Consider the following 20,925-nt stretch of genomic DNA (forward strand, 5'->3'; position numbering starts at 1 on the left):
TGACAGTGTTCAATGCTTGTTGGACGAAAGCGACATTTCCTTTCTACGTGCCACGCAGCACTGCTCACTGTAAACCTAAACGATCAGATAAGAAGTCTGTCGATGCACTCCGTATCGCGCAATGCTTGAAAGGCTCTGCCTCCAGGATATTAGAACCTATTTCAAAAAACATTTACTAGAGCGTTTCTCATTCAGGACCGACAGACTCCATGATCGTCACAAGAACACCCATCACCCCCGTGACCAGCAGGGTGGCTGGCGTGATCCGCGCCCGATCGTGAGTACGGCCGGTGCGGGCGTGGTTACCGCCAAACGCTGCGACGCACGCATGCCGGGCGGGTAAGATAACCAATCCAGTGCGTAATTGCACCGGAGATGGTCGGCAGCCCTCCTCGCTGTCATACCGGCAGACTGGAATCAGAATATGCTATCGTTGGCGATTGGCAAGCGTTCATGTGTCTGGGCGACGGTCTAACAGCACAGCTTTCATGAAATCAGTTCTAAGCTACGTATTAAATTGCCGCCAGAAGAGTTGCTCATACTCTCGAGCCGCTTTCTCAACAGCTTCCTTCGACATCAGATGCATCTGCACAAGAAGCTGACCCAGGCTATAACGCTTGCCTTGCTGATCCAGGCGAATCTGTTCGGTGAGCACTGCTTCCAGTTGGGCAGCAGTGATATATCCCTTCTCAACCAGATATTCACCTAACACCTGGGGTGCTGTGCGTGCCCGACTCCGTTCTTGCTGCTGAATGATCAAGGCTTTGGCGAGTTTGGCAGGTGTGATCATGCCGCGCCGTAAAAGCAATTGCCCGATCCGCCGATCCGATACCAGCAGACTACCACGACGTTGCTCAGCCAGCACTTCATTGAGTTCCGCTTCGCTAATCGCTCCTATCGAGACCAGGATGTCACCGATTAATCGCGGCTTTGGTGCTTCGTGAAAATAAGGTGTCTTTACGTCTGAAAGCAATCGCATGGTGCGGATTTCGTTCAGCCGTTGCTGGGCAAACATGTCAGCAGGATCAACAGTCAATCGTGCTTCCAGATACGCAATCTGTAGCTCCTCATCGTCAGGCGCCAGAATTGAGGCCCGTTCCAGGCAATCCTTGCGCTGGCGTGCATCTTGTACTAGCGTGCTCAGGGCTACCCATGCGTCACGACACTGGTGACCTTCAAGTAAGTGTTTGCGAATACTTGTCATATCCTGGCTGTGTAGTGCGATGAACGGGCACGGAACCTGACACTGCTTCATTTGGTAGACCCCGTCGTATACCCTTTGCATAGTTGCTGCGACGCACATGTTGATTTGCTTAACTGCTATGTGTGAATTTATATTATACACGCTCAAGTCCTGATTGTATAGGAGTACTTAAGTACTATGGAAACCGTTTCTGTTCTTCTTACCGGTCTAGGGAACATTGGTCGCACCTTCCTTGAGCTGTTAATCGCCGATCCTGAGCGTTTACCGCGTCGCTATGGCTTCCGTCTCACCATTATTGGTGTTGCCGACTCTACGGGTGTCGCCCTCGATCCATCTGGGCTTGATCTGGCGGCGATTGTTGATCTCAAGCGACGTCGGCTCGGAGTACGAGAGTTGCCGACATTTCGGCCTGATCTCGATCCGGTTACGCTGGCACAGACGGCCGCATATGACCTCTTGTTAGAAGCAACACCAACCAATCTTCGCGATGGTCAACCTGGCCTCGACATCGTTCGCGCAGCGCTCCAACGCGGCAGAGCTGCGGTTCTGGCCAGCAAAGGCCCGCTGGTGCTGGCATTTCAAGAGCTGGCGACGCTGAGCGATTGGGCTGATGATCTTTCGCCCCATAGCCGGCGTCCGCCGCTGCGCTTTTCTGGTGCGGTTGGTGGTGCGTTACCGACGATTAATTTTGGCCGACGTGATCTGGCTGGTGCCCAGATCGAACGTGCAGAACTGGTGGTGAATGGCACGACCCAGGTCATTCTCGAACAGATGGCTGCCGGTGCCGATTTCGCTACTGCCCTGGCTGAGGCACAGCGGCAGGGCATCGTCGAACCTGATCCCTCACTCGATGTTGACGGCTGGGATGCAGCGAATAAACTGGTTATCTTCGCCAATGCGGTGCTCAATCAGCCGACGACACTGGCCGATGTACAGGTGCGCGGTATCCGTGAGGTGAGCACCGACGATCTGGCAGCGGCCTGGCGGGTTGGTGGACGCATCTCGTTGGTTGCCTCTGCCGTGCGTCAAACGGATGGAACGTATACACTCTCGGTTGCGCCAACAGTGTTGACAGCCAACCATCCGCTATCCCGATTAGCACACGGTGAAATGGGTTTTGTCATCTACAGCGATAGTGCTGGTCGTTCAACTGTCAGTAGTCTCGAAGATGGTCCCCTGGGTACCTGCCAGGCTATGCTCCGTGATGTGATTGATATTCGTCATCGCCTGAAGCGTCGTTAAGGAATCAGACCGAGCCGTCGCCCGCGTGCTACCGCTTGCGTGCGCGAGGCGACACCCAGTTTACTAAAGATGTTGTTAATATGCGATTTTACCGTGCTGATGGCAATGATCAGGTGACCGGCAATCTCCTGGTTGCTGCGCCCTTCGGCCATCAGCCGTAGGACCTCAATTTCACGCTGGCTGAGCGGTTCGGTCAGCGCATCAGATGAGGGTGTGCTTAGAACAGCAATCGGCGAAGGTTCGTAATCGTCAAGGAGCGAGAGCAGGTATTCGCCAAATGGTGGCAGTCGTTGCCGACTCAAAAGCTGGTTGAGAACTCGGTGTAGCGATTCACCTGCTTGTTGAAAAGGGGCAACAATCCGTTCACTGGTCGCCAGATCGAGCGCGGTCAGGATGGCCTCGGTGGCATCGTCACCGGCTGACGCCAGAGCTAATCCGCGCAGCAATGCTGCATCGAGTGGTGAGAGGCTTTGCCAGAGTTCTGTATCTGATGGTGTGCTCAATTCCATTACCATCTCGCGCAGCGCCTGACAGTCGCCGGTGGCCTGATAGCGAGCTAGCCGCCATTCATAGTGAGCACGGGTTATATGTTCACGAGCATAGAAAGCCGCTGTTGGCAGATATTGAAACTCACTTGACGTGGTCACGATGTTGGTGATGAGTTGGCCGGCTGCTTCCAAATCACCTTGCTCGACCATAATTTGAGCCTCTAAACCATCCAGTACAGCGCGTACCCAGCCGACTCGCCGCTGGCGTGCCATAAAGCGGGCCTGCCGGATGATCCGTAGTGCCCCGACGAGATCATTGCGGGCGCGAGCTACCCGCGCCATGACGATCAGTAGACAGAGATAACTGGTGGTATGTCCTGACTTGATCGCACTTTCTGCTTCGGCCAGGGCCGGTAAGGCACCGGCAAATTCGTGGCGGATCGTATGCAGGTCGGCCAGGGCCAGGAAGGGTAGACCAATACCAGGAACGGTTCGATTACGCTGGTGATGCATCATTTGCTCGATGGTGTCGCGGCAGGCATTAATTGCGTTCGTGTATACGCCACGCAGCATGAGCGCATAGGCGTAATCAATGGTTGCCATCGCTGAAATGTATGGTAGGCCAACGTGAAAACCGTTAACCATGGCTTCGCTGAACGCCTGCTCTGCCCGTACCAGATCGCGCTGGGCAATACAGGCGTAACCCAGGTCTTTAGCGATTCGCATGCGTAGTGATTGGTAATCGTTCTGCAACCAGTTCAGCGCTTGCTTACCTTCTGCTATCACCTGATCGGTATCACCCTGTAAAGCCGCCAGACGCACCCGAACTGCACTCAATTCACCGCGCAAATTCGCAATTGGTCCGATGGGTGTTGCTGCGCCACTGGCGACGCCGGCCAGGGCGTGTTCGGCAACCGCAATCCAATGGGCAGCCTCGTCAACCTGATAATCTGCCGTCGCCAGCCAGGCTCGTAAGAGGGCCAGTCGTGGATGACGCTCAAAAGCCTCTGTAGGTAGAGATGGTAACCATCGCCGGAGCGTTACCTCGCCGACCTGCGAAATGACCGCTAAACCAATTGGTTCCAGCATGGCAACGACATCGTCAAATGCCTGGGCCTGCAACGCATGATTGACAGCTTGCGTCAACATACCATGCGCTGCGTACCAAGCCCCGGCCCGACGATGCAGGATCGCCACCTGTTCCAGTGAGTAACTTGCCATCAGCCGATCCCGTAAAACCTCGGCGAATAGATGATGATACCGGTACCAGACCCGCTCACTACCGAGCGGAAAGAGAAAGAGATTGTTACGCTCAAGTTCGGTCAGGATTTGTTGACTTGATTGAACTGGCGTTCGTACCTCTGTTTTATCATGGACACCGATAACTGCATCGCATAGCGCTCCACATAACTGATCGAGGATGGATGTCTGAAGGAGAAATTGTTGTAACTGGTGTGGTAAATGGTTAAAGACATCTTCAATTAAATAATCTGCAACGTAGCGATTACCACTGATCAATTCATCAATCAATTCACCACGGTTCACCCGATCACGGATCGCCAGTGCAATCAGTTGTAAGCCGGCCGGCCAGCCCTCAGTACTTTCCAGTAATGCCACGATTTGATCACGACTCAAGGGCAATTCCATCGTTTCAAGCAGAAAGGCTGCCGTCTCTTCAGGGTTAAAGGCCAGATCAAAACTACGCAACTCGGTGAGGTGGCCACGGGCGCGCCAGCGTGCGAGAGGCAGTGGTGGATCGCGACGACTGGCGATCAGTAAACGACAACGGGGTGGCAGATGATCAACGAGAAAAGTAATCGCGTTATGAATGAGTGGATCGTTGATTAGATGATAGTCATCGAGCACAATGACTGTCGGCCCGGCTGTCTCGGCCAGATCGTTCAGCAATTCGGCACACCATTGTGTCGTATCAATCTCAGAGTCTTCGCTTAACAGTGCCTGCAACTGTGCACGTCGCTCAGGCGGTAAATTACTCAACGCCTCCAGCAAGTAGGCCAGTAAACGGCGAATATCATTGTCGGTCTCGTCAAGACTCAACCAGGCAATGTGTGACCATTCTTTGTGAGCCTGAGCAATCCATTCGGCCAGCAACGATGTTTTACCGTAGCCGGCCGGGGCCGCAATCAATACCAATCGACTGTGCAGGGCAAGCCGTAGCTGTTCGTACAAGCGGGGACGTGAAAGCAACGAAGGCCGCACTTCCGGCGGCTGCAATTTGGTGCGCACAAGTGGCATCATATGCCGTCTCCGTGCAATGATGGAATGTTGGTAGTTGGTTTGGAACACCGTTGCACTATCTAGTCTACCACGGCTGATGCCCGAATGGTAGGTCGGTGTTATGCAAGATAGCTTGCGCTTATCGGCATACGCTCTACTCTATGTGTACATAAAGTTATGCAGGGAGTATGTTGCGGAAAGCTTCCTGCCACACGCGAACATACACGTATCACGTTGTGCGAAGGATGTCTGTTCCAGGAGCGTGCCGTCTGCATATATGAGATAGCTTCCGCCGGCAGCCCCCTTTTCCTGCTAGTCTCCTACTACGTCCAAAGACAAATAAGCCTGACCGACTCTAGGGGTTTTCCCCTAATGGGCGACTAGGGGTGATCCCCCACCGTTTTTCAGGGTGAGGCGACTGGGCAATCCGGTGCCGTTATGTTTCAATAGCGGTATCTGGATACTGCATCGTTATGCGCACAAGGAGGTGTACCAGCAGTAAATGATTTCTGCGTGTTGTGATCAGTGTTGTTCGCAATGAGTTGGGATGTTTGTATTCAAGGAGGACTTTCATGTCGAAGAAGACTCTTGGGTTGTTGCTGTCTCTGTTGACAGCCATCGCGTTCCTGTTGTCTGCATGTGGTAGCAGTGGCAGCACCGGTGGCAACACTGGTGGGAGTACAGGCGGTAGCACCGGTGGTAGCACCAGCAATACGCAGCAGCTTGCGGTTGGGATTGTCCTGCCTACTAAAGATGAACCCCGCTGGATCCAGGATGAGACCCGCTTCCGCGAAGCATTGCAGCAGGCCGGTTATCAGGTTGAGATTCTCTTCAGCCAGGGCTCGTCGGCTAAGGAGAAGGAGAACGTTGAGGCATTGATCGCCAAGGGCATTAAGGTCCTGATCATCTGCCCTCACGATGGCACGGCGGCGGCAGCGGCGGCTGAAGCGGCGCGGGCGGCTGGTGTGAAGGTGATCTCCTACGACCGCCTGATCCGCGAGACTGATGCGGTTGATTACTACGTTACCTTCGATAGCATTGCCGTGGGTGCCCAGCAGGCGCAGTATCTGGTTGATCACGCCAGCGGTACCGGTAATCCGCTCTACCTGTACGCCGGTGCAGCCTCAGACAACAATGCCTTCCTCTTCTTCGAGGGTGCCTGGAAAGTCTTGCAGCCCAAGATTGCCGATGGCACGTTCGTGATCAAGAATTCGAGTGAGGCGGTTGCTCTTCAGAACAAGCTCGATCTCACCCGCGACGAAATGGCGAAGATTATCGGTCAGGTGACCACCAACTGGGATTTCAACACTGCCAAGAATCTGGCCGAGGCAAACCTGACTGCGGCGACCGCTGCTGACAAGGGCAAAGTCTACATCCTTGCCCCGAACGATGGTACCGCCCGTGCAATCGCCGATGCCTTCGCGGCTGATAAGGATGTCACCGAGTACTTTGTCACCGGTCAGGACGCTGAGAAGGCTTCTGTGCAATACATCATCGATGGACGCCAGTCGATGACCGTCTTCAAGGACGTGCGCACGCTGGTGCAAGACGCAATCAAGGCAGCGGTTGCACTGCTTCAAGATCAGCAGCCTGAAGCTCGTGGTGCTTACAACAACGGCAAGAAGGACGTCCCCGCCATTCAATCGCCGGTAGTGACGGTCAGTCGTGACAATGTGCGCGCAGCCCTGATTGACTCCGGCTACTACAGCGCCAGCGACTTCACCAATCTGCCCTAAACGAATTTCTCTTCACGAAGACCGGGGTTGCCCGTTGCAATCCCGGTCTGTTAAATGATGCCAAAATTGCGGTAAACTTATGAAACACACTACGGCAAAAAGAACACACAAGGCGGTGTAGCATGCAGACCCCGATCCTGGAGATGCGTCAGATTACCAAAGAGTTCCCCGGTGTGCGCGCACTTGATAACGTCACTTTCAGCGTGAAACGGGGTGAAATCCATTGTCTGGTAGGTGAAAATGGGGCCGGGAAATCGACGTTGATGAAGATTTTGAGCGGTGTCTATCCGTATGGCTCGTACAGTGGCGACATTCTGATCGATGGTCAACCACAGCGCTTTTTCAGCATTGCTGACAGTGAGCGGGTTGGGATCGGCATCATTTACCAGGAACTGGCCCTGGTACCAGAAATGACCGTCTACGAAAATATCTTTCTCGGCCACGAAATTAGACGTAACGGGATTATCGACTGGAACGAGACGATCCGTCGGGCCGATGAGATGTTGCGAAAGGTGCGCCTCTCGGTGAATCCGGCTGCCAAAATCCGGGATTTGGGTGTCGGTAAACAGCAACTGGTCGAAATTGCCAAGGCGCTGAGCCGTGAAGTAAGAATTTTGATCCTTGATGAGCCGACGGCGGCGCTGAATGAAGATGATAGCGAGAACCTGTTAAACCTTTTACGCGAATTACGCGATCAGGGCGTGACCTGCATTCTGATTTCACACAAGCTGAAAGAGGTGTTATCAGTTGCCGATACAGTGACCGTTCTCCGTGATGGGAAGACCGTCTGTACCCTCGATGCTCGCAAGGGCGAAGTGAGCGAGCAGGCACTGATCCGCAATATGGTTGGGCGTGAAATTACGAATATCTATCCGCCACGCAATCATCAGGCTGGTGACGAGGTGGTGCTTGAGTTACGCAACTGGACGGTCTATTCCGCAGAAGCAGGTCGTTATCTGTTGCGCGATGTCAATTTACAGGTACGACGCGGTGAAATTGTTGGCCTGGCCGGTTTGATGGGGGCCGGTCGTACCGAGTTGGCGCTTAGCCTGTTTGGCAATGCACCGGGCTATCGCGTGAGTGGAGAATTGTGGCTTAAAGGTCGTAAACGTGAGTTCAGGCATCCCCGTGAGGCGATTGCTGCCGGGATGGCTTATGTCTCGGAAGACCGCAAAGCAAAAGGCCTGATCCTCATCCAGGACGTGCGCCAGAATATCACGCTGGCGAACCTGCGTGCGCTGGCGAACAAGGGCGTTATTGATCGAAACGCTGAGATTCAGGTTGCTGAAGAATACCGTAAATCGTTGAATATCAAAACTCCTACCATCGAGCAACAGGTTGTCAATCTGAGTGGTGGTAATCAGCAGAAGGTATGTCTCGGTAAATGGCTCTTCGTTCGTCCTGATGTCTTGATTCTCGATGAACCGACTCGTGGCATCGATGTGGGGGCCAAGTATGAAATCTATCAACTTATGAATCGGTTGGTCGAAGATGGCATGAGCATCATCATGATCTCATCGGAATTGCCTGAAGTCCTCGGTATGAGTGACCGGGTCTACGTCGTTTCCGGTGGTCGGATCAAGGGCGAGCTACCAATTGCCGTGGCAACCCAGGAAAAGATTATGGCCCTGGCCGTCGATTATTAACGGTATATCCTCAACGAGGAGTGATGATAGGTGTTACATCGAGGTAAGGAGTTGGCATGGCTACCAGAACCCAAGTGAAACAGGCAACGTTTCTGGCTAACTTACAATATGTGCTGGGGCAGAATATCCGTCAATATGGTATGTTCATCGCCCTGTTCGTCATCATGATCATCTTTTCAATCACGACGAACGGTATCTTTATTTCGTCGCGTAATCTGAGCAATCTGATCAACCAGACCGGTTATATTGCGGTGCTGGCGGTCGGTATGACGCTGGTGATCGTCATTCGCCATATCGATCTGTCGGTCGGTTTTCTGGCCGGTTTTCTCGGTGCCGTCGCCGCAATTGCTTTGCGCTTCTGGGAATTACCCACCATCGTGGTCGTGCCGATGGTGCTGGTGATGGGCGCACTTGCCGGTTTGCTGACCGCTCTTCCGGTAGCCGAATTGAAGATTCCGTCCTTCGTTGCCTCGCTGGCCGGCTGGCTGATCTACCGTGGTGCCTTGCAATTGGTGACTGCCGGTACCGGTACGATTATCATCGAAGACGAAACATTTAATGCGATTGGTAACGGTTTTATTCCTGATGTGCCTTTCAGTCTGATCCCCGGTTATCATACGCTGACCTTACTGCTGGGTGTGGTGGCAATTGTGGCTTACGTTTTGAGTGAGATACGCACCCGGAGCAAAAAGCTGGCGTATAACTTCGAGGTGTTGCCCCTCGATATGTTTGTGCTCAAGCTGGTCTTCATCTCGACGCTGATCGGCTTACTGGCCTGGATCATGGCCGGCTACAATGGTCTGTCGTGGACGATGGTTATTGTGCTGCTGGTAGTGGCAGTTTATCACTTTGTGACGACCCAGACAGTGCTGGGACGGCATATCTATGCGGTTGGGGGTAACCCTGAAGCAGCCGAGTTGAGCGGGATCAGTGTCAAGCGCATTACCTATATTGTGTTTGCTTCGATGGGGATGCTCTCAGCCCTATCGGGAGTGCTGTTTGCCTCACGGTTGCGATCGGCGACCACAACTGCCGGTACGCTGTTTGAGCTGGACGCGATTGCCGCCGCCTATATCGGTGGTGTCTCGGCTGCCGGTGGGGTCGGGAATGTAATCGGCTCAATCATCGGTGCCCTGGTGTATGTTTCGTTGACCAGCGGTATGAACCTGATGGGTATTGATATTGCATATCAATACATCGTGCGCGGTCTGGTGCTGGTGGCAGCAGTGATCTTCGACGTCACCACGCGCCGACGCGGTCGTTCGGCGTGATGGACGGTGATTATTTCCACTGGGTGATGGTTCAGGGGGCGGGTTCGCAACCCGCCCCGCTCTTTGTGTAACGGTGTCTGCTGCGCAACCTTCCGCATTTGTGATCAGTGCAACGCAGTACAGTCCTCATCTTTTCACCTACACCGGCTATGAGCAGGATGTTGGTTTTCCTGGCTCGCAGTGTTTGCATGGTGTACCCGGTGCCGGTGATGCAACATTGCTCCGAGCTACCCCTGTTTGCCTCACAATCCTTTTTCGGGGATAATATCCCTTATCTCAATGAACAACTTCTGGCAATGAAGCAGGAATAATCGGGGATTGTAGTGAGGCATTGGCAATGGGAACAACGCGCGTTGTGGTGGCCGATGATCACGCGGTAGTGCGTGCCGGATTGCGGAGCGCGCTGACCAGTCTACCGGAGTGTGAGGTGGTTGGCGAGGCGGCTGATGGGCCGCAATTACTGGCCGTGCTGGCGCAGCACCAGCCTGATTTGCTGGTCGTTGATGTCGCTATGCCTGATTTTGAGCCGATTGCCACAATTCGCCAGATTCACGCCACCTATCCAGCAATGAAGATTCTGGTTGTCAGTGCCTACGATGATCAGTCCTATGTGGTCGGTCTGCTGACGGCTGGTGTGAATGGTTATCACCTCAAGGATCAGCCCCTCAGTGATCTGCAACTGGCGGTACAGCGCATTATGGCCGGTGGGAATTGGATTTCCAGCCCCCTCTTGAACCGTATTATCCAGGCCGCTCCTCAGCTCAACCGCTCGCCGCATGTCACGCTGACCAGGCGCCAACGCGAACTCTTGCGCCTGATTGCCCAGGGCTACGACAACCGGCGGATGGCGCAAGAAATGGATTTGAGTATCAAGACTATTGAGAACCATCTGACAGCACTCTACCGTGCTATTCGTGTGAGCAGTCGGCTTGAGGCGTATCAATTCGCTATTCATCACCCTGAACTGCTGGCTGAAACCGGTTACGAAGCGGCCCAAAACCGTGAGTCCGCAGGTAGCGGTGCCTCACCGTTAACCGTTCTGGTCGTTGACGATAACGAACGGTATCGTGCCCAATTGAAGCGGATGATCGGCAAAGCCTGTGGCGAAGCTCAGCTTTACGAGGCCGAAGATTGCCATCAGGCGATTCGATTGCTTAAGCAGATCACGCCCGATCTGGTGTTTGTTGATGTTATTTTGAATGACGGTGACGGGATTCAATGTCTGCGCCGTATCAAAACGACCCTGGCCGACGTGCGCGTGATCCTGATCAGTGCCTACCCTGATCGCGAGTTTCGCCGCCTGGGACTGGAGGCGGGCGCTCTTGCATTTCTCGACAAAAAAGATCTCGACGCCGCCACGGTACGTCAGGTGGTTGAGGATACGCTGCGCCGTAAGCGGAAAGTGACCTAGAAGTTACCTCATTAATTACTGACAGGCTACCTGATCGTGACGAGAGCACACACGATACCCGTGACCAGCAGGGTGAACGGTGTGATACGCGCATGGCACGAAGCACGGCTGGCGCGGCAGCATGGCTGCCGCACGCCAAACTCCGCGACACGCACATGACAGGCGTGCAACGTAACCAATCCAGCGCATGATTGCACGACCGGAGCTGTGCTCTTTCCCACCAACGGCTTGGGAGCAGGATAGGCCGTCTTTGGTGACTGGCAAGCGTGCATGAGTTCTGTGCAATGGTTGGGGAGCACGACGGCACAGCTTGATGAGATAGGTTCTAAACCACCCCAATCCCTTCGGTTGTCGGGAAGGGTGCTGGATTGGGGATTTCAACCTGTAACTCTAATCCTCCCCATGCTGAGGGGCCGATCCGCAGGGTGCCGCGTAAAAGGGAAACTCGTTCGCTAATGCTGATCAGGCCAAAGTGTTTTTGCTCTGAAAGGCTGCGCAGATCGGGTGGGGTAGCCATCCCTTTGCCATTGTCAGCTAAGCGAACCATAATCCCCGCTGCTGATGTCCGGCGCACCTCAAGCACAACCTGCGTCGCACGGGCGTGTTTGCGCACATTGTTCAGGCCCTCTTGCACAATCCGAAAGACGGTGAGTTCGATGGTCTCTGACCAGCGTTCTAACGGTTCAGCGATTTTCAGCTCGACGCGAATACCGGTCTGTTCACTCCACTGACTCACCAGGGAGCGGAGGGCAGCCGCCAGACCATGACTATCCAGGGTAGGAGGACGCAGATCGCTGCACATCTGGCGCAGCATGGCGACAACTTCTCGAATGCCCCGCCGGATATGCTGCAATTCTTCCAGGATGCTTTCCTGGTCAATCTCCTCTTCGACGTGCTCAAGCTGATAATTGAAGCTGAGCAGGTCTTGAATGACCTGATCGTGCAGTTCACGGGCCAGGGCTTTCCGTTCGGCTTCACGTTCGTCAATCAGGCGATGATTTGCCTCTTGCAAAGCCCGATTGAGCTGATCCAGAGCGATCATTTGGGTTTGTAATTGCCGTACCAGTTCTCGATTCAGCGAGTCTTGTTCGTCCAGGTTGTGTTGCAATTGTTGCTGGCGCTGACGCAGTGTTTCGGCCTGTTGCTGAGCCTGATAGTAATTTTCAAAGGCCCAAATCAGCGGTGTGACTCGTTCCTGGCGTACCGAACCGACCATCAGCTCGACAATATCGCGCGGGGTCGTATCACCGGTCGTTCGCAGTGCGGCCTGACGCCCCTGATACAAGACCAGGATGCGGTTGGTGATGCTGAAAATGAGATTAAGGTCGTCACTACTGAAGATAATAGCGACGCCGGTTGCCGCCAGTTCGCGCAGATATTGCAAGACGGCTTGCTGGCGCATGAAGCTCAGTGTCGAAAAGGCTTCATCGAGGATCAACAGCCGGACAGGCCGCACGAAAGCCCGGATAAGCGCGATCAGTTGCCGCTCCTCTTCGGTCAGGTCAGCCGTTTGCTGATGGGCCAGTCCTGGCGGTAAACCAAACCGGTCAAGCCACTGATACGCAAGGGTTGCCATCGTAGCCTGATCGAGCCGACGATTACCTCGCTCGCGCCCGAGGAAGATGTTGTTCAGCACCGGCATGATCTCGACTAATGGCGGGGTTTGCGGGACGAACTCAATTCCCAAACGTTGCGCAGATTGGGACTTCCAGGCCAGTGGTATACCATCAATCTGAACTTCACCGGTGGTTGGCGGGTAGATACCGGCCAGGACTTGTAAGAGAACTGACTTACCGGCGCTGCGCAAGCCGACCACGCCCAAAATCTCACCTGGCCGTAAATCAAACGTGATCCCGCTCAAGATCGGTTTGGCGGCGAAGACCACATGTAATTCGCGCACGCTCAGCAGCGGCAACATAACTCGACTCCGGTACCTGTACTCTCTACCGGTGCGTGGCTGTCTGGCAGAGAGCGAGCATTGGCTTGCGCCATCGATTCATCCGCTGATACCAAATACGTCAGGATATGATCGAATCTGTTCCTCCAAATCGCGATCATACCGGATAACGATGACCCGATAACCGTGTGCGCGGAGATCGCGTCGAATCTGACTATCAAGCGCCTGTTGGGTTGGTTCGTCGTGAACGCTGCCATCGCAAAAGATGCAGATGTTTGGGTCGTAAAAGAAATCGGCAACGCAATTCAGTTCAGCGATCCGTTCTTGTGCATTGTCAGGAAGACGGGCGTTGTGTGCCTTGAGTGTCTTTAAGAAGCGGCGCTCCAGGTCGGATTGCGGATCGATGCGCGATAGTAAAAACTCCAGATGTTCACCATACGAACGCCGGTTGCTTTCGCGCCGCAGTTCGGCCTGACTCAAGGCCACCAGGAGATCACGAATAGCATGCCGGTTGATCTGTAAAATCTCGTGTTGGTTCGAGAAACTGAGCAGGCAGTCGTAGCACGCCGCCGTGCATTCCGGTTTCGTATCCTGACCGTCTACCGTAAAGTGGCACAGCTCCAGGGCAGCACGAATCATCCGTTGAAAAGCGTCTGATTCTTCGATCAGCCGTCGTAGCACGCCAACGCCACCTTCACTCTTCTCGATGAACAGGAGCGATTGCCATTGGTCGCGGCCAACGACTTCGATCCCAATTTCGTCAGCATCGAGTTGGAATGTCTCGACCAGGCCAAAGCGTAACGCATGCTTCAGGCTAATCCAATCGGGCGTGGCGATACCTGTCTGCTGACCGATAAACCGCATCATCAGAATGTTTTGCGTTTCCTGGGCGCTGATAAAGACTCGCTCACCCGGTGGTTTCGCACGCGGCGGCCCATTATCGTCCATCAGGTCTTGCTCGCTGACGATGTCGCCGGTGTCGAGATTGACGAGGAAGCCAGACTCTTTGCCGGCTAACCAGCCCCGATTGATGGTGAGGATGGTTGCTGCCGGGGCATACGTCAGCTCAAACAGATGATCGGTGGCGTTGACAATATGCGCCTTCATCTGCTGGGCATTGTTGGGCGCAAAACGGAAGGTGGTCAGAATATCAAAGCCGCGCCGTCGCCGCTCTTCCTCTTCAGACGTGATACGCTCACGGCGCCGGGTTGTCACATTCGGCATATCGAGTAGAGTTGCCAGGTAGCTGTTCTCGCCATCAAACAGCGTTTCACACACCGGACAGCGATCATCACCGGGATCGGTAAACGTTCCGCACGTGTAACAGAGTTTGCGTGCTGAGCGGCGATTGTGCAGGCCATCAGCCGTGGTGCGAAAACTGACCACTTCCCATTTGGCGCCTTCGTGGTAGATGTAGTTGTGCGGCGCGAATTCGCGTAGTCCGAGCACCCGTGGGCGCGGGATGAATTCACCATCACCACGTTTGATCCACGCACGTACCGGTAGAGCCGGGAAGTTGTAGCCGGGCAGGAAGCCTTCGGTAGCCAGGTAGCGGTAGGGGTAGAAATCGCTTTCCTCGCTGGCAACATTGTCTTGCAGGAGCAGATTGCGCTGGCGCAGCGCTTCATCCAGGAGCCGTTTGCCTTGATCCTGCACTTTTTTATCGCGGCTGTACAAGAGATTGTTCGCTTCATTTGATTGCCGCAGGGCGATACGGTACAATTCGCGCCAGCGATCAAACGCCCGATCAAACCGCTCTGGTGCTTCGTTGAGGGCATCTTCCAGCCAGCGTTCACTGTACCACGGTGCGATACGTCTGAGGTCATCGCTCAACAGCGCCGACTCAATCTGTTCGCGCACGTCACGCAGGCGTGCCGGTGATAGCTGAATCTGGTGGAGCGTGTTCGGGGTGAGGGGCAGGTCTTGCTGGTCGAGATCGATTATATCGCCAATCGAATGCCCCAGCGGTAGACGGACTGCGGCCAGCCAGATTGCGTGCAGATGGGCACGTACCAATGCCTCACTCGTCAGATCAATGCGCGGTGCCTGGACACTACCGGCTACCATCTCGTGACGGCGACGAAAGAAGTACTGGTCGTGGGGACGGTTGGCACGACAGTAGGTGATAATCAATCCTGGCTGGCCCTGGCGTCCGGCCCGTCCACTACGCTGGGCGTAGTTGGCCGGGGTTGGTGGCACATTGCGCAGATGTACCAGTTCCAGGTCGGCGATGTCGATGCCCAGTTCCATCGTTGGTGAACAGACCAGGAAGGGGAGAGGCCGATTGATGCCTGGATCGTTTCGTTCCGCTTCCGTCCAGCGGAAGCGCTTCTCACGACGCTCGCGTTCACCCGGCGCCACGACCTGCGCCGTATGCTCGCGAGCTTCCAATGAGGCCAGTGATTGCGCCTTTTGCAGGTAGAACTGACGGAAGAAACGATTGGATCGCTCTCTTTGCTGACCGCTCTGATCTGAGGATGGGTGATCTGCCGGCATTTGTTGCAGACTATCACCCTGGCACCAGCGTAGACAGGCTGCGTTGAGCTGAAAGCGCTCGTGATCGGCGATTGGCTCCAGGCGAACGACTAGTCCATACCCTGCCAGCTCATTAAGGAGTGCTTTTATCAACGTGATGTATTCATCTGGTTGCAGATTGAGCTTCTTGCGCATGTCCCGCCCGAGGCGGCTACGAGGGCCGAGCGAGATGCCATTGACTGGCTTGCTGGACTGTCCGCGTACTACGGCACAGGTTGCAGGCTGGAGACCGCTCGCATCGTCAGCATCAAATCCCCAAAATTCATTCAGGTGATTCGTTATCCGTCTGGTCAGCTCACGCTGATTCTCTTCTTGCAACCAGTGCGCATGGATCGCCCGCCGCTGACGCATAGTATCAAGCACCATGTTCACAATCGTCGTCCGTTGATCCTCTGGCACGCGCTGCAACACACCCTGCCAGATTGCGTTGTCGGTGCAAAATTCATCAAGGCCGTTGTAAGCAATCTTGAGCAGCTTGAGTTGCTCAAGATTGGGTTGAACGATGCTGCGCCAGCCGCGTTGCAGGTCTTCGTATAGCCAGTATTCCACCAGATCAGTGAAGGTCTTCCATACCTCCTTTGCCATTGGCGTATTATTACGCAGCTCACTATTCCTGGCAATATCGGAGAGCTTTAGAGTGGTGTATTTGACAACCTCTTCCGCAACCTTGCTGTCTCTCAGTTCACCACGGGTTTGCAACGCTTCAACCAGTGCTGCCCTGATCACAGCAATATGGATAAGGTCGTTAAAGTGACCGGCCTGCAACGCGGCGTCCTGACGGTTGTCAACAAACGAGAGCAAGCGGTCGCTGGCGGCTCCGGTACGTTGCGCGTTCTGCAACAGCGAAATGGCGAGGATTGAGGTTGCACTCGATACATTCTCGCTGGAGAGGGTGCTGAGTTTGGTATACTCTGTCGCCCGTCCGTCATACCATTCACCGCAATTCAGGCAAATGGTAAAGGGCCGCTCTTGAAACCACATGGGCTGGCCGTTGGGAAGTGGATGCTCGCTACAATTACCATCAGGTTGCACCCACATCTTTCTCGGCGCCCGCGATTTCCATTTCTTGTCCAACTGGCCCCTGGCATTGAACCACTCGTCAGGTAGTTTTTCCTCGCTCCAGTCATCAGATTCGCGAGCCAGCATCACATATCCTGGACGGGCGCTGCGGTCGTCCTCATACGTCCGTAAGTCAAGGAGTGGGACTACCTGCCGTTTCTCTTTCAACACAATATCGTAATACTCCTGACCACAATGACGGCAGAAGACGAGTGGGAATAGGAGCTGGCCCTGTTGATTGCGCAGTACACCTTCGAGCTGAATCTGGCGGGTTTGGCGATCTTCCAGGCTGGCATAAACCCGGTGACTTTGGGCGATAAACTGGTGTAACTTAAAGGCAAACGCCCGGCGACCGTCAGGGCGCTGAATGGCACTCCCCTCCTCTAGCATGTGCTGGATCGCCTTGCGGCTCTCTTCGGGAGTGCAACCAGTCATTGCAGTCAGTTCACTGGCCGCGTCGCTCAAGGTACGCGGCGGGCGACGTACCAGCCGGCCATCGGTATCGGTCTGGATACCCAGTGCGTATTCGAGCCAGCGGGCAAGCGGATGGCGGCGCAACGCTTCCCAGCGCAGCAGATTATCGCCTGCCGGGAGTGGTTCGGTCAAGGCTGTGCGTAACTCGGCTTCCGTCGGTTGACCACCAATCGTCAGTGGCTCAAGGGTCTCTTCAATCACCTGATCGGCGCTGATCGGATGGGCAAAGAAACGGGAAGCGAATTCGGCCACCACTCGCCGTCGCTCTTCGGCAGATGCCTCTGGGCCGGCTACCATCGTTGCCGATGTCCCGATATGGCGAATGTCGGGGGCGGCGCAGCGCTGTTTGAGGCGACGGATCAGCATCGCAACATCGGCACCCTGGCGGCCACGGTAGGTGTGCAGTTCGTCGAAGACCAGGAAGCGTAACCCCTTCATCGTCTCGCCGATCAGCTTCTGGTCGTCAGGGCGCACCAGCATCAACTCTGCCATGACATAGTTCGTCAGCAGAATGTGGGGTGGGTTACGGCGTAGTTCTTGTCGCAGTTCTTCGCTGGTTTCACCGGTATAACGGGCAAAGCGGATCGGGAATTCACGTCCGTACTGCACGCGATACTGGTCGGTAAGGCGGCGCAGGGCTTGCTCTTGCGAGTTGACCAGTGCGTTCATCGGATAGATGATCAGCGCCTGCACGCCGCTGACAGGTTTGGTCTGGCACAGCAGATCATCAATAATGGGCAGAAAGTAGCAGGTACTTTTGCCGGAACCGGTGCCGCTAGTCACCACAAAACTCTCGCCGCGAGCAGCGCGTTCAACCGCCTCGTACTGGTGCTGATAGAGACGAAACGGTGCATTCGAGGCTGTACGAAAGAAATGGGCAGTTTCTGGTCTGATAATCCCCGTCCGCGCCAGATCATCGACGGTCTGCGCCATCTTGTAGGTTGGGCTAAGCTGAACAAGCGGCTCTGGCCAGAGTTCCTGTCGGGCAAGTTTCTCCTCAACAGAAGTCCGAATCCGATCATCAGCAATGCGGATAAACGACTCGACAAATGTACGATAGTCGTCAATGACTGCTGCATGGAGATCGAAGATCGATGAATGATGCATAACTTCCTCCGCTAGCCAGAGCGCGGTATGTGCAAGACGAGGTGTTCAAGCGCCAGTTGCGGGTTGACGTTTTCCAGCAACTGCCGGCTCACCGTCATGATCTGTTGGAGAAAAGCAAACGCCGTTGCCGGCGTTATCCGACCGGCCATGGCTGCTAATTCAGCCCGCCGATCAATGTTGGTGATAGCCTCATCACAGCCGGCAGCAACATACATCACGTCACGCCACCAGCTCTGCCACAATTCGAGCCACATCAAGACAGTTGCCTGATCGCCGGCCCGATATTCTTTGGCCCGTTCTTCAGCCCATTGCAGGCCGGTCGTGATTGGGGTGGATGATAACGCGATTAACGCATCCAGACACTCACGACGTGCAGTCTGTGCCGACGGATCGTTGAACAAATTGATTGCCCAGCCAATCCGTCCGTTACTCCAGGCGGCCAGTATCTCAGCCTGGTCTTTAGATGCACCCTGATCGCGGAGTGCACTCGCTACCTGCCCCCGTGGCAATGGTCGTAATCGCAGCACTCGACAGCGCGAGACGATGGTCGGCAGCAACTCATTGCTATGCGCCACCAGCAGCAGCGTGGCGTAATCTGGCGGTTCTTCCAGGGTCTTCAACATCGCATTTGCTGCCTCTTCGCTGAGCCGGTCGGCGTCGTGGAGGATCAGAACGCGGCGCGGTGCCTCGTATGGGCGCAAGGCCAGATCACGTTGCCACTCGCGGATCGTAGCAATTTTCAGCTCTTTCTGACGAGCGGCATCTTCGGCTTTGGCGGCTGCGGCCTGGATCTCCATCCCGGCAATGCGGACATCGGGATGGCTGCCGTGATCGATACGGCGACAAGAACGGCATTGCAAACAGGGATCACCGGTCTGCTGTTCGCACAGCAACGCCTGCGCCATACGCAACGCCAGCAGTGATTTACCGAGTCCTTGTGGCCCGGCAAAGAGGTAGGCGTGGGCTACCTGTTGGCTGCGGATGTTGCTGCGGAGCTGTTCAATGGCCCATTCGTGACCGTACACATGCCACATATCAGGTAATCATCGTTTGCAGGCGACTGGCAACAGATCGCACGGCAAGCGGATGCCGTGATCCATCTATACCATTGTATCCACTCACGGCATTTTGCGGAAGGCCAGCACCGCATTCACCCCGCCAAACCCGAACGAATTCGAGATCGCAACCTGAATGGCTGTCTGACGGGCAACATTCGGCACATAATCGAGATCGCATTCGGGATCGGGATGTTCGAGGTTGATGGTGGGTGGAATTTGACCGTGGTGCAGCGCCAGAATGGTGGCTGCTGCCTCAACTGCGCCGGCAGCACCGGTGAGATGCCCGATCATCGATTTGATCGAACTGATCGGCACACTGTACGCATATTCACCGAACACCTGCTTGATCGCTCTGGTTTCCGCAATGTCACCCGCCGGTGTACTGGTGGCGTGGGCGTTGATGTAATCAACCTGTTGCGGTGCCAGTTGAGCCTGTTGCAATGCCCGCCGTATGGCCAGTGCCGCTCCTTCGCCATCTGGATCGGGAGCAGTGACGTGATAGGCATCGGCAGAGACACCATACCCGATCAGCTCTGCCAGGATCGGTGCGCCACGCCGCTGGGCACTGCTCAGACGTTCAAGCACCAGCACGGCTGCCCCTTCGCCGGGAACAAAGCCATCGCGCAGCGCATCGAACGGGCGCGATGCCCTGGTCGGCTCGTGGTTACTGCGCGTACTCAAAGCGCGCATGACACAGAATGCTCCCAGGCTGAGGGCAGTAATGGGAGCTTCGGTGCCACCGGCCAGCATCACTTCGGCATCGCCGCGCCGAATAACCTCTGCCGCCTCACCGATTGCCTGCGCACCGGCAGCACATGCGGTACAGATCGAGGTTGTGTAACCACGTAAACCGAAGTGAATGGCGACCTGACTGGATGGCATATTCGGCAGGGCTGCCGGAATGAAGAAAGGACTAATTTTCATGCCACCACGCTGGATCAATGTGGTGACTGCCTGTTCTACATCGGGCATTGAGGTAGTCCCGCTGGCGATCAGAACACCAATCTCATCACGTGCCATACGTTCGAGAGGCAGGCGTGCGTGGTCAAGGGCCATCCGGGCGGCGGCTACGGCCATCTGACTGGCGCGGGACATCCGGCGCGCCTCTTTCGCATCCATAAACTCCTGTGGATGAAAATCGTTTACCTGGCCCGCCAGTTGACAGGGATAATCACTCGGATCGAAAAAGGTGATGCGACCAATCGCACTGCGTCCGGCAATGAGGCCGGCCCAGAATGGCTCAACACCAACCCCAAACGGCGAGATAACGCCCAGACCGGTCACCACAATGCGCTGATCAGGGGGAAGATGATCGGTTACAACCGGCTGTGGTTCGACAACGGGTTCTTCAGCCAATACCTCGGCCAACAGTGCTTCGATCTGCGCTTCAATAGCTTCGTCGGGCACATGCTCTCGCACGAGACCGAGCAGTTCGGCCCGCAACGCTGCGCGCCGATCCAGTGCTCGTGGGGTCATTGCTTCCTCCCTCAATTCAACTATTCAAGGCTTGAATTATACCACGTAGCTGTTGTGTCTGTGGTATCATACTCGCTGGTATG

Annotated in this window: 11 protein-coding genes; 5 read left to right on the forward strand and 6 right to left on the reverse strand. The window is 55.2% G+C overall.

The annotated features are described in order from the left end of the window. Positions 1–505: 505 nt before the first annotated feature. Positions 506–1,204 (reverse strand): hypothetical protein, encoded by a 699-nt coding sequence (locus VAE57_RS08440; RefSeq protein ID WP_322821445.1) that lies wholly within the window; start codon positions 1,202–1,204, stop codon positions 506–508. 177 nt (positions 1,205–1,381) lie between these two features. On the opposite strand from VAE57_RS08440, the gene VAE57_RS08445 reads away from it, so the two are divergent. Beyond that, on the forward strand, positions 1,382–2,446 hold the full coding sequence (locus VAE57_RS08445; RefSeq protein WP_322821446.1) for a homoserine dehydrogenase: 1,065 nt from the start codon (positions 1,382–1,384) through the stop codon (positions 2,444–2,446). Here VAE57_RS08445 and VAE57_RS08450 read toward each other — a convergent pair. Continuing rightward, on the reverse strand, positions 2,443–5,193 hold the full coding sequence (locus VAE57_RS08450; protein WP_322821447.1) for a LuxR C-terminal-related transcriptional regulator: 2,751 nt from the start codon (positions 5,191–5,193) through the stop codon (positions 2,443–2,445). The two genes, VAE57_RS08445 and VAE57_RS08450, sit on opposite strands and share 4 nt — an antisense overlap. Positions 5,194–5,744: 551 nt before the next feature. Here VAE57_RS08450 and VAE57_RS08455 point away from each other — a divergent pair. The 4 genes from VAE57_RS08455 to VAE57_RS08470 all read left to right on the forward strand — a co-directional run bounded on the left by VAE57_RS08455 (position 5,745) and on the right by VAE57_RS08470 (position 11,236). Then, positions 5,745–6,908 (forward strand): sugar-binding protein, encoded by a 1,164-nt coding sequence (locus tag VAE57_RS08455; protein WP_322821448.1) that lies wholly within the window; start codon positions 5,745–5,747, stop codon positions 6,906–6,908. A gap of 122 nt (positions 6,909–7,030) precedes the next feature. After that, positions 7,031–8,554 (forward strand): ATP-binding cassette domain-containing protein, encoded by a 1,524-nt coding sequence (locus VAE57_RS08460; protein WP_322821449.1) that lies wholly within the window; start codon positions 7,031–7,033, stop codon positions 8,552–8,554. A 56-nt stretch (positions 8,555–8,610) separates the two neighbouring features. After that, a complete protein-coding gene (locus VAE57_RS08465; protein WP_322821450.1) occupies positions 8,611–9,825 on the forward strand; it encodes a sugar ABC transporter permease in 1,215 nt (404 codons plus the stop codon). Between the two features lie 337 nt (positions 9,826–10,162). After that, the gene (locus VAE57_RS08470; RefSeq protein ID WP_322821451.1) at positions 10,163–11,236 is read left to right on the forward strand and encodes a response regulator; all 1,074 of its coding nucleotides are present in this window, start codon (positions 10,163–10,165) and stop codon (positions 11,234–11,236) included. 325 nt (positions 11,237–11,561) lie between these two features. Here the strand turns inward: VAE57_RS08470 and VAE57_RS08475 are convergent, their stop codons facing one another. The 4 genes from VAE57_RS08475 to fabF form a co-directional block, all read right to left on the reverse strand. Further along, on the reverse strand, positions 11,562–13,154 hold the full coding sequence (locus VAE57_RS08475; RefSeq protein WP_322821452.1) for an ATP-binding cassette domain-containing protein: 1,593 nt from the start codon (positions 13,152–13,154) through the stop codon (positions 11,562–11,564). 78 nt (positions 13,155–13,232) lie between these two features. Beyond that, entirely contained in the window at positions 13,233–18,308 is a 5,076-nt protein-coding gene (locus VAE57_RS08480; RefSeq protein ID WP_322821453.1) for a DEAD/DEAH box helicase, read from the reverse strand. Between the two features lie 11 nt (positions 18,309–18,319). Continuing rightward, positions 18,320–19,342, reverse strand: a complete 1,023-nt coding sequence (gene holB, locus VAE57_RS08485; protein WP_322821454.1) for a DNA polymerase III subunit delta' — start codon at positions 19,340–19,342, stop codon at positions 18,320–18,322. Positions 19,343–19,426: 84 nt separating this feature from the next. Further along, positions 19,427–20,842: a beta-ketoacyl-ACP synthase II gene (gene fabF, locus VAE57_RS08490; protein ID WP_322821455.1), complete on the reverse strand. Its 1,416-nt coding sequence runs from the start codon at positions 20,840–20,842 to the stop codon at positions 19,427–19,429. Positions 20,843–20,925 lie beyond the last annotated feature (83 nt).

It is taken from the genome of Chloroflexus sp. (genome assembly GCF_034434295.1).
Taxonomy (GTDB): domain Bacteria; phylum Chloroflexota; class Chloroflexia; order Chloroflexales; family Chloroflexaceae; genus Chloroflexus.

Bases quoted from the DNA above. Each gene is read 5' to 3' on its own strand.
- VAE57_RS08440 (WP_322821445.1), bottom strand. From the start codon at position 1,204: ATGACAAGTATTCGCAAACACTTACTTGAAGGTCACCAGTGTCGTGAC.
- VAE57_RS08445 (WP_322821446.1), top strand. From the start codon at position 1,382: ATGGAAACCGTTTCTGTTCTTCTTACCGGTCTAGGGAACATTGGTCGC.
- VAE57_RS08450 (WP_322821447.1), bottom strand. From the start codon at position 5,193: ATGATGCCACTTGTGCGCACCAAATTGCAGCCGCCGGAAGTGCGGCCT.
- VAE57_RS08455 (WP_322821448.1), top strand. From the start codon at position 5,745: ATGTCGAAGAAGACTCTTGGGTTGTTGCTGTCTCTGTTGACAGCCATC.
- VAE57_RS08460 (WP_322821449.1), top strand. From the start codon at position 7,031: ATGCAGACCCCGATCCTGGAGATGCGTCAGATTACCAAAGAGTTCCCC.
- VAE57_RS08465 (WP_322821450.1), top strand. From the start codon at position 8,611: ATGGCTACCAGAACCCAAGTGAAACAGGCAACGTTTCTGGCTAACTTA.
- VAE57_RS08470 (WP_322821451.1), top strand. From the start codon at position 10,163: ATGGGAACAACGCGCGTTGTGGTGGCCGATGATCACGCGGTAGTGCGT.
- VAE57_RS08475 (WP_322821452.1), bottom strand. From the start codon at position 13,154: ATGTTGCCGCTGCTGAGCGTGCGCGAATTACATGTGGTCTTCGCCGCC.
- VAE57_RS08480 (WP_322821453.1), bottom strand. From the start codon at position 18,308: ATGCATCATTCATCGATCTTCGATCTCCATGCAGCAGTCATTGACGAC.
- holB (WP_322821454.1), bottom strand. From the start codon at position 19,342: ATGTGGCATGTGTACGGTCACGAATGGGCCATTGAACAGCTCCGCAGC.
- fabF (WP_322821455.1), bottom strand. From the start codon at position 20,842: ATGACCCCACGAGCACTGGATCGGCGCGCAGCGTTGCGGGCCGAACTG.